Origin of the sequence: Pseudoalteromonas sp. SG43-6, from assembly GCF_014164365.1 — a bacterium.
In the GTDB taxonomy this organism is placed as follows: Bacteria; Pseudomonadota; Gammaproteobacteria; order Enterobacterales; family Alteromonadaceae; genus Pseudoalteromonas; species Pseudoalteromonas rhizosphaerae.
The window spans coordinates 97,820-111,752 of record NZ_JACJEZ010000002.1 but is presented as its reverse complement, the minus strand read 5'-3'; the positions used below and the strand labels follow the sequence as shown (position 1 = coordinate 111,752).

Genomic DNA, 13,933 nt, shown 5'->3' with positions numbered 1-13,933 from the left:
ATACAAAAGTGAAGGAGTTAATTATGACCCAGACTTTATTTTCCCATTGGCAGCAGCCTAATAATGATTGGTTACAAATACATACTTTAGAGATGCACACTGGTGGTGAACCATTGCGTATTATAGTTGATGGCTTTGAGCAACTTACAGGTGATACGATGCTTGAAAAGCGTGCCGATTGTTTAGCGCGTTTTGATTATTTACGAAAAGCATTGATGTTTGAACCTCGTGGTCATGCCGATATGTATGGCGCAGTGATCACTTGTGCTGTGCGCTCAGATAGCCATTTTGGCGTACTTTTTTTACATAATGAAGGTTATAGCACCATGTGCGGGCATGCGATTATTGCACTGGCTACCGCTGCAAAAGATTGCGCACTTGTTGACTTTAAAGATGGCTATAATGAACTAAGAATAGACACTCCAGCTGGGCTTATAAAAGCGTATGTTGAACTTAACAATAATCAGTTACAGCAAGTATATTTTGATAATGTCGCCAGTTTTGTTGATAAATTAGACGTTAAAATAAGCTTGCCGATGTGTGGTTCGGTTAGCTGTGATATAGCGTTTGGCGGTGCATACTACGCATTTGTTGATGCAGATACTCTTAATTTAAGCTTAGCACCTGACAATCATGGACATATAATTAGCCTTGGGAAAGCCATTAAACAGCAAGTGACTAATCAATATCAGCCAACGCACCCAACCGATCAGGCACTGGGTTTTTTATATGGGGTTATTTTTTACTCCAATAGCCAGTTATCACAAATTAACCACTTTAGCCGTCATGTGTGTGTATTTGCCGAAGGTGAACTTGATCGAAGCCCTACAGGCACGGGCGTAAGCGCTCGTGCTGCATTAGCTTTTGCCAAAGGCGAATTAGCGGTAGGACAAAGTGTAAATATTGAGAGCATTTTAGGCTCAGCATTTAATGTAATGGTTAAGCAAACATGTGAGGTTAAAGCACGGTCTGCGATTATTCCTCGTGTTACGGGTACAGCCTTTGTGACGGGTAAACATACCTTTTTAATTGATCCAACAGATCCCCTAAAACAAGGATTTATTTTTCGATGAATAATCATTTTTTAGTACGCCAACAATTACTAAAACAATGTATGGCAGAGCAAAACTTAACGGCGTTATTAGTGTTAGGGCATGAGAATATTCGCTACTTGAGCGGGTTTAGTGGTAATGCCGCGTATGCAATTGTGACGCAAGCTAGCTGCATACTTATTACTGATTATCGTTACTTTGAGCGCGCACAATCTGAGTGCCAAGGGTTTGAAGTGATCAGCCGCGACCGTGATAGCGAAAGTTTAGGCTGTTGTATTAACCGTTTTTTACCTGCTAACAGCCATTTAGGTTTTGATGCGGCATTTATTAATGTGGCATTGTGGCAGCAAATTGCTAGTGATTTGAGTGGTCACACATTAATGCCAATTCAAGGAGTAATTGAACGTCAGCGCATGATCAAAAATGACTGGGAAGTAGCACAAATAAAAGCTGCGGCTGCGATTGCGGATGAAGCACTTGCACACACTATTCCATATTTTAAAGTAGGTGTAAGCGAACGTGATTTAGCCTTAGAGCTAGAGTTTAGAATGCAAAAATTAGGCTCTGAAGGAATGTCGTTTGCAACGATTTTAATGTTCGCAGAGCGTACCTCGCTGCCCCATGGTAGCCCCAGTGATAGAACACTTAAAGAAGGCGACTTTATTACCCTAGACTTTGGCGCTGTTGTTAATGGCTATCGCTCAGACATGACACGTAGTTATGTATTAGGTAAAGCGTCAAGCAAACAAGTTCAAATTTACAATGCAGTAGCGACTGCACAACAAGCTGCTATTAATTTAATTAAGCCAGGAGTTGATTGCATTGATTTACAAAATGCATCACAACAAGTATTGGATGGCTCTGGTTTTGGAAAATGGGCAGGACAAGGGCTTGGCCACGGTTTAGGGCTATTTTTACACGAGCAGCCGTTTATCAATAGCAACGTTAAGCACGTATTAGAAGTGGGCAATGTGATCACCATAGAGCCAGGTATTTATATCTCTGAATATGGAGGGGTGCGTTTAGAGGAGGACATCTTGATCACCAACACGGGTTATGAAATTTTAACTCACGCACCTAAACCATTCGAACTGGAGTTATAAAATGCAAGTTATTGATAAAAAACACATTGATAACGCCCTTGATTTTGACTCGTTAATCACTGCTATGCAGCAAGGTTTTGCCCTCGATTTTACTATGCCAAAGCGTAACGTCTATGAGTTAGATAGCAACAGCGGTAGCCGGGATGCGTTTGCTGTGTTACCTGCATGGAATGAACAAGTGATTGGCGTAAAAGCATTTACTTATTTTCCTAATAATGGCGAGGCGGGCTTTGATTCTTTGTATTCTAAAATAATGTTGTTTTCGCGCGAGCACGGCGAACCGTTGGCACTGGTAGATGGCACGAGTATTACTTTATGGCGTACGGCAAGCGTATCGGCGCTTGCGAGTCGTTATTTATCCCGAGAGAATAGTAATCATTTAGTATTTTTTGGCAGTGGTAACTTAGCCGAGTATATGGTGCGTGCGCATTTGGCTGTTCGTAATTTTAAACGAGTAACGCTGGTGGCGCGTAATCATTTAAAAGTAGTCGCCCTGCAAAGTTGTTTAGAGCAGTTATATCCTGATGTTGAGTTTGTCATTGGGCAAAGTACGCAAGAAGTAATTTACAGTGCTGACGTGATCAGCTGCGCGACCGGCTCTCAAGTGCCATTATTTGATGGCAACTGGTTAAAATCAGGCACGCATGTTGACCTAATCGGTAATCATCAGAGTGACCATCGCGAATGCGACACCGCCACAATTACTCGTAGCCGCGTTTATGTTGATAGTAAAACCAATGTATTAGGAGAAGCAGGTGAATTATTAATACCAATAAGTGAAGGTGTATTTTGCGAGCAAAGCGTATGTGCTGAATTAGCTGATTTAGCGAAGGTAAATACCGTAGCCCGTTTTAACGAAACGGATATAACGGTATTTAAATCAGTTGGTACAGCACTGAGTGACTTGATTGCTGCAAATCAAGTTTATCAATCTCTACAGAACTAATAGATAATTTGTGGTGAGTTTTTAATGTGTGTGCTGTGTGTCTGTTTTAGTTTTATAAGGTAAGTGAAAGATGAATACTGTGCTATTGATATTGGGTGTGTGTTTTATTTTTGCAGGGTTACTGCCTCTTTTTAGGTGGTTAAAGTGTAAAATAAGCAAACATCACTGGCGCGTGTGTGTGATTGATAACATCACTAATGCGGTTAATACTCGTATTGGTGCTCATGAACTATTGCCGTCACAGTCAATGTTAGTTAGCTTTAGATTTAACAATCATTTGTATAGCGTATTGGTCAGTCACGACAACACCCTGCTCACACGATTCAAACAAGGCGAGCCTTGCAGTGTATTGGTTGATAAAAATAACCCGCAAAAGGTTTATAACAACTCACAACTATGGCAAAGCTATGCATTAGTTTGGTTGGTTAGCGGTCTAAGTTTGTGCGTGGGGAGCTATTTTTTAACGTGAGGTAAACGAGCATGCTTGGTATGCAACTCACTTATATTGTTTAGTTTTTAGTTATAAAAAAAGGGGGCCAGCCCCTTGTTAAATAGTATGTTATTTAGGTTGGAAGGTTGAGTAACTATTTATTAGGTTGCGATAATCTGGAATGTGGTTTGAGAATAGAGTCCCCAGTCCTTCCACATCATTGCGCCAGTCTCTATGTAATTCGCAAGCTGCGCCAAACCAGGTCATAAGTTGTGCGCCAGCAGCTGACATGCGATCCCAAGCTGCATCACGAGTCATTACATTAAAGGTGCCTGAAGCATCAGTGATCACGAATACATCAAAACCCTCTGCTAAAGCGGATAAAGCTGGGAATGCAACGCATACTTCAGTTACTACTCCAGCAATAATGATTTGTTTTTTTCCTGTAGCTTTAATAGCGGCAACAAACTCTTCATTATCCCATGCGTTAATTTGTCCAGGCCGAGCAATGTAGGGCGAATCTGGAAACATTTCTTTTAACTCAGGTACTAGCGGGCCGTTGGGGCCTTCTTCAAAGCTGGTGGTTAAAATTGTTGGCATCGCAAAGTATTTTGCACAGTCTGCCAATGCGAGTAAGTTAAAAGACATCCACTACTTTTAAAAATTAAAATGACACCTAACTTCAATACAGTTACAAGAGTTTTTATGTGTCTAATGATATTAAAAAACTCTTCTCAGAATAGTAAATGTTCATTTTTGGGCGAGTATAGCAAATAACTGGCAGCACAAGCTTCAGCCTTGAGCTGATAAAAAGTAAAAAGTTGTTTTATATGGTATTACGCTAATAGTTTTTCGCAATTTTTGCGGTTACTTCGTCGTTTAAAGTGTTGGTGTTCACAATACCGGTCAATTGCATCTGGTTTACCAACTGCACCATGAAAGACTTTAGTAAACCTACTGGTGATTTTTAGCCAGTTTTCAGGGCATATGTTTAGTTGCTCTAGTAGCGGTGGCAAAGAATGATCTATATAACCTGTTTTATCTGTTTTTATGCAGCGCCCTGTTTTATCAACAAGGTTTAGGTAAGAGTTCAGTTCAAAAGGCAAACCATTTACAGTGTGTTTTGTTGTTAAACCTGCAAAGCGAAATAAGGACCTAGGTTGTTTGGCATTTTGTGCTGCTGCAATACGTTTTTTAATACTTGTATAATTTGAGTTTTCAGGTGATGAAGCGGTTCCAGCACGGATTGGGTTTAGATCGACATAGGCCATACAAGCCACTAGTGCTGACTCATCAAGTAAAGCTTGAGATTTAAAGCGTCCCTCCCAAAATCTACCTTTACAATTATCTTCTTTATTAGCTTTGCGAGCAATGTACTCATTAAGTGATCGCATAAACCAGCTAATGTCCATTAGCCTTGAACGATATTCTCCAATGCTAGACTTTACTAATTGCAGTTCGACAGAAGAGAGTACCTCATTTTTCACAAAGCGTTGAGTTAATAAAGTACCTTTAAATGCTTTGTGCCAGCGTAAAGCAATGGCTTTATCATTTAGGCGGTTAGCTTTATTATTAGCTACATGAAGGATGATATGTGTATGATTACTCATCACAGCATAGGCGCATACATCAATACAAAATATTGAAGCGAGCATTATAATTTTATCTTCAACCCATTCTCTGCGGTGCTCATACGATTGGCCCGTATGCTTGTCTATGCCACATAAATAAGCTTTTCTTACGCAACGAGATATACAGTGATAGTAGCGAGTATCACTTAGGCTAATTTGTCTTTTTCGAGCGATTGCCATAAAACCTCCAATGTTGTGTTTCTATAAAAATACTAGTCACTTTATATAGGACTGCAACTTTATGATGGGTTTGAATTGGAATCAGTTGTTGAATTTAGATTTAAGTGGGTGTCATGTAAATTTTTTATCATTATGCGACTTGTAATGAGGTGTAATGTTTTATTTCATGTCGACGTTTACGCTTATAGAGCTGTTAATCCTAGCAGCATAAACGTCACAGGAACTCGACAATGATTACTTCAAAACTTTTATTTGTGGTTTTACTTGGTACGGCATCGATTGCGCATGCTGGTACGCAGTACACAACACAACCTGCAAGCAATATTACGACAACAACGGCGCAGTTAAATGGTTATTCGGCATCTACTATTGGCTTAAGTGGTGAAATAATTGATTATGGTGAAACCACAAACTATGGCTTTAGTGTTTTAGTCACACCCGCAGGAGTTAATGGCCCTGTGAGTGCGCAAGTAGCTAATTTAGAGTGTGGAACGCAGTATCATTTTCGGTTTCATGGTGATCCAAAACCGCCCAGATCAACACTGCAAGGTGAAGATCTCACTTTTACCACGCTACCATGTAACCCCACTATATTAAACAATATCTCCCTAGAAACAGGTGGCCAATATTACGTTGTGGCTGAGAATAATGGGGGGGATACAGTGAATGCAAATCGTCTTGCAATTGGTCCATGGGAGCAATTTAATTTAATAGATATTAATGGCGGTGATTTGCTAAGTGGTGATGAAATACATATCCAAACAACATCAGGATACTATTTTGTGGCAGAGCAAGGTGGTGGGGCTGCACTTAATGCAAACCGAACTGCGGCATCAATATGGGAAACGTTCACTATAGAATTACCAAATAACCCTGGTGCATTAATTCAAAATGGTGACAACATCGCGCTTAAATCGATTAATGGTTATTACGTACAAGCGGTCAATAATGGTGGTTTTGGAACCAATGTTCTGCCTACAGTTATAGGTTGTAATGCAATGTATCCTTGCTCATTAGAAATGTTTAAAATAATATTTTAAGTGTGGGTCGCAATTACCAAAACAGTCTATTGTAAGGTAGTTGCGACTTTCAATATAATACGTTGCACTTGCTGCTGAGGTTTACTCCATAGCGCAGTGTTAACAACCATATCAAAGTATGATATTTAATTATTCAAAGTATATATGACACTCTTAACAATCATTTTCAAAGCTCAGCTGCTCTATTTAACGAGGTTTTTTAGCATAGGGTAGACGCGTTATAGCGTGTGTTTTGTGATAACTATCTAAGCCGCTAATGGTGACGGTGTTGATTGACTCTAAATCGATAAAACCATCCTCTAAAATTGCTGAGTCTTCAACATGTAAGTCTATAATCTCACCGATTACTAACTCAGTGCCATTTACGGCAAGGTGTTGATGCTCAACAAATTTAACTGCATACTTTAAACGGCTTTGAGCAACAAACGGAGCCGAAAAATTAGCCAGATACTCGGTTGTAAGGCCTGTAGCATCAAATTCAGATTCATTTTTATCGTAACGGGCAGAAGTCTGGTGAGCTTGTTCCACAATCTCGCTATTCACTTGGTTAATAGTGTAAACACCGGTTGCTAAAATATTCTCGAAAGTATGACGAGGTACACTATGTGGGCGCATAATCATACCTACAAGCGGTGGATGCGCGCCAAGGTGAATAACCGAACTTACAATTGCTAAGTTGGTGTTGCCTGCACTATCTTGAGTACCAATTAAGTTGGCACTTTTAAAACCAGATAGTGAGTTTATTAAATGCGTACGGTAGTGTTTATCTAACTGACTAATGGCGTCTGTTGTAAAGTGCATGGTTTATCCTTACCAGTGTATGTGCTCACCTTGCCAATCAATGTAGGCGGGTTGACCTACCTCAGTGAGCTGTTCAGGTTGTTGTAAAAGAGTATAAAGTTGTGATGCTACAAACTCAGGTGTAAAGAGCTTACCTGCGGGTACATTTTTTTGAAACGGCTTAGATAAATTAGTATCTGTTGTGCCCGGATGAAAAAGAATTAAACGTGTTTGTTTTGCGCGTCGTTGCAGTTCAATAGCTGCTGTTTTGAATAACATATTAAGTGCTGCTTTTGAGGCGCGGTAGCTGTACCAGCCGCCTAAGTTATTGTCTGTAATACTACCTACTCGCGCACTTAAGGCCGTTATGGTACAAGGTATTTTGTGGCTAAGTAGCGGCGCTATTGCTTGCAGGCACAAAATAGGAGTCAATGTATTGGTGTTGAGTAAGGTATTGAAATAATGCTCATCGATATCGTCGAGTTTTTTTTCAGGCATAGATTGCGCATAATGTAGCTGGCCGTTAAAAATAACTACCTGAGTTGGGTATATTGCGCGCTCTTTAAGTAAGTTTGTTAATTCACTTAAGCGTGCTTTGGAATAGTCACAAACAAACTGCTCAACAACAATACCGACAGCGGATGTGTCAATAGAGCTGCGACTTACACAAAAAACTATAGCCTGTGGATCGTGTTTGGCAATTTCTTTTAGATACGCATTTGCAATTTCACTACTTGCACCGAAAATAATATAAGCGTTAGTCATTATTTTATCCCACAACTTGATTGACAGAAAATGCGTGTGATCTGTCTGCGGTACTTAGCAAACAGGCGATAACCTAAATCGGCAATAAAGCGTATTATGGGTAATTGTAGCAGCTTTAGCCATGAATGACGGCCAACCGTTTGCCATGCTTCAAATGTGACATCTAATCCGTAAATCATTTCACCGTTATCACGCTGGCCATGCAAAAACGCCATGGCATCGTGGCGTTTTATGTTTTTAAAGCGCTGCTCAAAATCATCTTTATTTATATCTTCGAGTATTATTTTGTTGTGTGTGTCAGCACGCTTAAGTGAATCCATTTCTTTAACACAAAGCGGGCAATTACCATCGTAAAAAATAATCATAGTTACTCAAAATTCATCGATTCATTATGTCTTGTTACGAAATAGAATAAGCCTTGGATCTGTTAAATTATCCATTTGGATGATATTAATAGAGTCTTACAAATATAAAGGTAAGCAAAGTGTCGATTTTTTACCGCATTTTACACTCCACACTTAAAAATTGAACACGGCTTATTATTAGTACCTTTATGGTATAAACATCAACAATGGAGTATCAGGAATGAGTGAACAATATGCCGCCTTGCGTGGGAACGTTAATTTATTGGGGCAATTATTAGGCCAAACAATCAAAGACGCCCAAGGACAAGCGATTTTAGATAAAGTAGAAGAAATTCGAGCTTTAGCTAAGTCATCCCGCACAGGAAACGAGCAAGACCGCCATACCTTAATTAATGTTCTGCATGCTTTAACCGATGAAGAGTTACTGCCAGTGGCACGTGCTTTTAATCACTTTTTGAATCTAGCCAATGTTGCAGAGCAGTTTCATACTATTTCTCGTTTTAATGACGTGGGTTTTTGTCAGCTAAGCCCGTTAACACAAACTTTAAAAACATTAGCTAGCCACGCACAGCAGGGTAAAATAAATCCCAATGAAATCGCAGAAAGTTTAGCTAAACTGCATATCAATTTAGTTTTAACTGCACACCCAACTGAAGTAACTCGTCGTACAATTATTAACAAACACGTTGAATTAAGTGATTGTTTAGCAGCTCTTGAGCGTACCGATAACCTGCCTTATGAGCGTGAAAATATATTAAACCGTATCGCACAGTTGATCAGCCAAGCATGGCATACAGACGACATCCGTCGTTCACGTCCAACCCCAATTGATGAAGCAAAATGGGGTTTTGCAGTTATCGAAAATAGCCTATGGCATGCCGTTCCGCGTTTTTTACGAGACTTTAATAAAGAAGTAAAAGAGCACCTTGATTTAGAGTTACCAAACGATTACAGCCCCGTTGAATTTACCTCATGGATGGGGGGCGATCGCGATGGCAATCCATTTGTAACAGCATTAGTGACGCAGCAAGTGCTGGATCATGGGCGCTGGATGGCACTGGATTTATACAGTCGCGATATCGACACTTTAAGCACTGAGCTTTCTATGTCACAAGCCAGTGATGAGCTAGTCGAGCTCGCTGGACAAGATTTTGAACCGTATCGTGCGGTATTAAAAGTACTCAAAGCGCAAGTGAGTGAAACCGTTGCTCATCTTGGCGCTAAAATTATGAATAAGCGCACCGATGCACAAGACATCGTCACTGACATTGAGCAGTTAAAGCAGCCGCTTGAGGCATGCTACCGTTCTTTGCTTAAGAGTAACATTGCGGTGGTAGCCAATGGCTTATTATTAGATGTGTTACGTCGTATTAATAGCTTTGGTATTCGTTTAGCTAAACTAGATGTGCGCCAAGACTCATCACGCCACAGTCAGGTATTTTCAGAGCTCACTCGTTATTTGGGTTTAGGTGATTACGACCAATGGCAAGAAGAAGATAAGCAGGCATTTTTATTAGCCGAGCTTAACTCTCGTCGCCCGCTTATTCCTAAACATTGGCAACCAAGCGCTGATGTAAAAGAAGTCCTCGACACCTTTGATGTAATCGCCAAGCAAGATGCGTCGACGTTTGGTTTATATATTATTTCAATGGCACGCACAGCCTCTGATGTATTAGCAGTACAACTGCTATTAAAAGAAAGTGGTTGTAGTTTTAAACTGCCTGTTGCGCCATTATTTGAAACCTTAGATGACTTAAATGCAGGCAGCGATGTTATTACTCAATTGCTAGATAATAACTGGTATCGAGGCCAAGCTGAGGGCATACAGAATGTTATGATAGGTTACTCAGATTCAGCCAAAGATGCTGGGATGATGGCTGCCGGGTGGGCGCAATACGAGGCAATGGATAAGCTTGTACAATTGGCAGAGCAACGTGGTATTGAGCTGATATTATTCCATGGCCGTGGTGGTACTGTTGGCCGTGGTGGCGCACCTGCTGCGCAAGCCTTGCGTTCACAGCCACCAGGTTCACTCAAAGGTGGCCTGCGTGTTACCGAACAAGGGGAGATGATCCGCTTTAAATTTGGCCTACCTAATGTGGCGCTGGAAAGTCTAAACATCTATGCCGGTGCTGTGCTTGAAAGTAATTTGTTACCACCACCAGAGCCAAAAGATGAATGGCGTGATGTAATGGCGTTGATCAGTGAAAAGTCATGTGAGCATTACCGTAATGTAGTGCGTTTTGATGAAGACTTTGTGCCGTACTTTAGAATGGCAACACCAGAGCAGGAACTATCAAAATTACCGCTTGGTTCGCGTCCAGCAAAGCGTAATCCCAATGGTGGTGTTGAAAGCCTGCGAGCTATTCCGTGGATTTTTGCTTGGAGTCAAAATCGCTTAATGCTACCAGCATGGCTTGGGGCACTAACTGGTTTACAAGCTGCACTTGAAAAACACGGCATAGACACCCTTAATGAGATGAGTCAACGCTGGCCGTTTTTCAGAGCCCGTCTAGAAATGCTTGAAATGGTATTCAGTAAAGCGGACTGTTGGTTAAGTGCGCATTACGACGACGCTTTAGTTGAAGAGCAATACAAACCACTAGGTGAAAAACTGCGTAAAGAGCTCAAGCAGGCTATTTCACTGGTACAATCGTTAAGTCCACAGCAAAGTTTGCTTGCCGATCAACCTTGGATAAAAGAGTCTATTGGTTTGCGCAACCCGTATACGGATCCATTGAATGTGCTTCAAGTTGAGTTGTTAAAACGTTCGCGCGAAGCGGCAGAAGGCAGCTCTGGTGACATTGATAACGCGTTAATGATTACTATGACTGGGATTGCCGCAGGTATGCGTAATACCGGTTGATTATCCAATAATTAAGTGTGGACTTCTTTGCTGTGTTTAGCAGCGAGAGGTCCATTAATTAGTTAATTGAGCACTAACAGTGCGCTGTGCTGGTAAGGTTCGGCGCATATATTACCAAGTAAGTTATATTTATCCGCATTAAACATCTTATTTAATCTTAGTTCAGCTTAGATGTATTGAATACAGTTACTTCCTATCGTTAAGCTGTTTCAGGTTATAACTTAGTTACAACAAGGTATTTTTTGGTATCATTTTAGCAAAAAAAACCATCCTTTATTCTGTATTAACGCTCTGGTCAGACCTGATTTGCTACTAGATATTGACTGTCTGTTTTTTTTATCTAGAATGTCGGTTGTTTTGTCATTTTATGGCAATTGTACTAATAATCGAGTAGTAATTATGTCAAATGTGTCTACTTGCATCACGTATGATGCATCTACGTCATTAATAATGATGACGCTTAGAGGGACGGCAAGTGCACAGGATGTGATGAACTTTTATCAAATTGCGCAGCAGTATGTATCTATTTACGGCAGTAATAAATTACTCGTTGATGTGTCTGAATTAACGCATAAATTTCCGGCAAGTGAACTGCTGACTATTATGCCAGCAGTATCTCAGTGGTTAGCTAGTTGCTTTATTGCTCGCGTCGTTAGTTTTGATGGTTTTATGCACGATTTGTTTTTGCAAAAAGCACAGCGCTTTGATATAAAAGCAGAAAATTTTGATTGTTTTAACAGCGCGAAAAATTGGTTAGTAAATCAACCTAGCATTTAAGCGTTGAACCTTCTAAACTAGTTAGCCATTAAATCATAAAACTAGTCTATGTCTTCATTAACGCCTACAGTAAGTACTCAAACTAGCTGCGTTTTTAGCTTCAGTGAAAAACAACAGCAGCAGTTATATCTTCACGTAAAACAGCACAAGGGTATTTTAAATACCGCTGATATCACAGCTTTGTGCGCGCAATATAAGCAACCTGTCGAGGTTATACTGCGTGCCTGTTTACCTATTGCTGCAAAATTTGCAGTTGTGCCTATTTCACATTTTTTTGTTGGGGCAATTGTAGTTGGCTACGATAAACACGGTGAGCAACATTTTTATTTTGGGGCTAACGTTGAATTTGCACAACAAGCATTAAGCTTAGTGGTTCATGCTGAGCAATCGGCAATTAATAACGCTTGGCTCAATGGCGCGAAAAAAATAGCTAAAATTGCTATCAGTGATGCGCCATGTGGTTATTGTCGTCAATTTATGAATGAGTTGGCTGATGCGCAGAGCTTTGATATTTTATTACCGCAGCAGCAATTCAAGCTGGCTGATTTACTCCCTCACTCATTTGGTCCGCAAGATTTAGGTAATTCTTATAGCTTGTTTAACCCCGCTCCACAACAGCATGAATTTGTTGTAACTGATGAACTGGATAAAACGTTGTTAAGTTATGCGTTGGCTGCATATGTACCTTACTCTGAAAATTACAGCGCAGTGAAAATTAGTACTTTCGAAAATGGTAATTTTTATGGTTGTTATGCGGAAAATGCCGCGTATAGCCCGAGCTTATCACCACTGCAAAGTGCGGTGAGTCAATTGCATTTAGCCGGTTTGGCAATGACTAAAGATGTTGTCAAAGGGATTGAGTTACTACAAACGCAGGGTAAGGGAAATCAGTTAAGTGTCAGTCAAGCAGTACTGGCAAGTTACACTGATTTGCCAGTACTACAAAGTATTAGTTTAAATATTAAGCCAACAGCAGTTTAGCGGCTTCGAGTACCACGGCGACTGATTTTTTCTCAATCTCGCCGTGATCTACATTGGGGATTTCTTGGCGAGTACGATTAACCAACACACCAGCTACACAGGCGGCTTTTAGCCCCAGTGCTGCACACATTGTAAATAAGGTTGCTGATTCCATTTCATAGTTCATCACGCCCAGCTTTTGCCATTCTTCACAGCTACCTTGAAATGCTTTTGGTACATAACCCGAGTAAGTGTCGTAACGTTCTTGACCTGGGTAAAAAGTATCGCTTGATGCAGTAATACCAATATGAAAATCAATGCCTAAATTACCGCACGCATTTACCATCGCTTGAGTGGCGAAAAAGTCAGACACCGCAGGGTAGTTCAATGGCGCAAAATGTTGGCTCGCACCATCTAAACGCACAGATGCTTGGCTGATTAAAATATCACCTTCATTAATATGAGGTTGAATAGCGCCAGTTGTGCCAATTCGTAAGAATGTTTCAACTCCCAATTGCGCCAGCTCTTCTACTGCAATGGAGGTTGAAGGACCACCAATACCGGTTGAGCAAATAACCACAGAGTTACCGTTAAGTTGACCTAAGTAAGCATGAAATTCTCGGGTTTGGACGAGGCAAGTTGGGTTTTCGAGAAAAGTTGAAATACGTGCTGCACGATCTGGATCGCCCGGTACAATTGCAAGTTTTGCACCGTGTAGATCGTCGCGGGTGAGTCCTAAGTGAAATACCTTTTCCATAGCGGGGCCTTATTTATAACTTTTGTTCTAACGTCAGTTAATAACGCTAATTTATAAAGAGTTGTTGTCAATTTAGCATAATTACTACAATGCATTGCCTTGTACAGGACGGATGTCCGTTATCAAATTTATTCATTCTCTTTGAATATTCAAGCAACTGACTTTAATTTGTGTCATCGCCGGTAGTTGACTTGTATTCATAGACACTATATCAATCCTACTAGGCACTCTATTTTAGTTTATACGTTGTTGGATAAATAAGTATAACCAATTGTTATTTT

At 40.5% G+C, this 13,933-nt stretch carries 13 protein-coding genes and 1 pseudogene; 8 read left to right on the top strand and 6 right to left on the bottom strand.

The genetic code is table 11. The annotated features are described in order from the left end of the window. Window positions 1–23 precede the first annotated feature (23 nt). From H5201_RS01240 to H5201_RS01225, 4 genes are all read left to right on the top strand, one after another. Window positions 24–1,073 (top strand): proline racemase family protein, encoded by a 1,050-nt coding sequence (locus H5201_RS01240; RefSeq protein WP_145234449.1) that lies wholly within the window; start codon window positions 24–26, stop codon window positions 1,071–1,073. Beyond that, window positions 1,070–2,155, top strand: coding sequence for a Xaa-Pro peptidase family protein (locus H5201_RS01235; protein ID WP_182783542.1), 1,086 nt, complete (start codon window positions 1,070–1,072; stop codon window positions 2,153–2,155). Before H5201_RS01240 ends, H5201_RS01235 begins: the two co-directional genes overlap by 4 nt. A gap of 1 nt (window position 2,156) precedes the next feature. Next, the gene (locus H5201_RS01230) at window positions 2,157–3,101 is read left to right on the top strand and encodes an ornithine cyclodeaminase family protein (RefSeq protein WP_182717610.1); all 945 of its coding nucleotides are present in this window, start codon (window positions 2,157–2,159) and stop codon (window positions 3,099–3,101) included. 70 nt (window positions 3,102–3,171) lie between these two features. Then, window positions 3,172–3,570, top strand: coding sequence for a hypothetical protein (locus tag H5201_RS01225; RefSeq protein WP_145234441.1), 399 nt, complete (start codon window positions 3,172–3,174; stop codon window positions 3,568–3,570). Window positions 3,571–3,660: 90 nt separating this feature from the next. Here the strand turns inward: H5201_RS01225 and ycaC are convergent. Together ycaC and H5201_RS01215 are read right to left on the bottom strand one after the other, a co-directional pair. Continuing rightward, a pseudogene (gene ycaC / locus H5201_RS01220) lies at window positions 3,661–4,170 on the bottom strand (isochorismate family cysteine hydrolase YcaC); the annotation flags it as partial. A gap of 197 nt (window positions 4,171–4,367) precedes the next feature. Further along, window positions 4,368–5,342: a transposase gene (locus H5201_RS01215; protein WP_182717609.1), complete on the bottom strand. Its 975-nt coding sequence runs from the start codon at window positions 5,340–5,342 to the stop codon at window positions 4,368–4,370. A gap of 230 nt (window positions 5,343–5,572) precedes the next feature. Here H5201_RS01215 and H5201_RS01210 point away from each other — a divergent pair, with 230 nt between their 5' ends. Next, window positions 5,573–6,382 carry a peptidase S8 gene (locus tag H5201_RS01210; protein WP_182783540.1) on the top strand — a complete coding sequence of 270 codons (810 nt, stop codon included), beginning with the start codon at window positions 5,573–5,575 and terminating at the stop codon, window positions 6,380–6,382. A gap of 186 nt (window positions 6,383–6,568) precedes the next feature. On the opposite strand, the gene H5201_RS01205 is transcribed toward H5201_RS01210, so the two are convergent. From H5201_RS01205 to H5201_RS01195, 3 genes are read right to left on the bottom strand one after another with little or no spacing between them, the layout of a single operon-like run. Beyond that, complete coding sequence (locus tag H5201_RS01205) at window positions 6,569–7,183, bottom strand: flavin reductase family protein (protein WP_145234432.1); 615 nt, start codon at window positions 7,181–7,183, stop codon at window positions 6,569–6,571. A 9-nt stretch (window positions 7,184–7,192) separates the two neighbouring features. Further along, a complete protein-coding gene (locus tag H5201_RS01200; RefSeq protein ID WP_182739495.1) occupies window positions 7,193–7,927 on the bottom strand; it encodes an SDR family NAD(P)-dependent oxidoreductase in 735 nt (244 codons plus the stop codon). After that, on the bottom strand, window positions 7,927–8,292 hold the full coding sequence (locus H5201_RS01195; protein WP_149979962.1) for a thiol-disulfide oxidoreductase DCC family protein: 366 nt from the start codon (window positions 8,290–8,292) through the stop codon (window positions 7,927–7,929). The genes H5201_RS01200 and H5201_RS01195 overlap by 1 nt, the downstream gene beginning before the upstream one ends. A 220-nt stretch (window positions 8,293–8,512) precedes the next feature. On the opposite strand from H5201_RS01195, the gene ppc reads away from it, so the two are divergent. From ppc to cdd, 3 genes are all read left to right on the top strand, one after another. Then, window positions 8,513–11,158, top strand: coding sequence for a phosphoenolpyruvate carboxylase (gene ppc / locus H5201_RS01190; RefSeq protein WP_182783538.1), 2,646 nt, complete (start codon window positions 8,513–8,515; stop codon window positions 11,156–11,158). 399 nt (window positions 11,159–11,557) lie between these two features. Beyond that, the gene (locus H5201_RS01185) at window positions 11,558–11,935 is read left to right on the top strand and encodes a hypothetical protein (protein ID WP_145234423.1); all 378 of its coding nucleotides are present in this window, start codon (window positions 11,558–11,560) and stop codon (window positions 11,933–11,935) included. 48 nt (window positions 11,936–11,983) lie between these two features. Next, window positions 11,984–12,916 (top strand): cytidine deaminase, encoded by a 933-nt coding sequence (gene cdd, locus H5201_RS01180; RefSeq protein WP_145234421.1) that lies wholly within the window; start codon window positions 11,984–11,986, stop codon window positions 12,914–12,916. Here cdd and udp read toward each other — a convergent pair. Further along, window positions 12,897–13,652, bottom strand: coding sequence for a uridine phosphorylase (gene udp / locus H5201_RS01175; RefSeq protein ID WP_149979966.1), 756 nt, complete (start codon window positions 13,650–13,652; stop codon window positions 12,897–12,899). The genes cdd and udp overlap by 20 nt on opposite strands. Window positions 13,653–13,933: the final 281 nt, after the last annotated feature.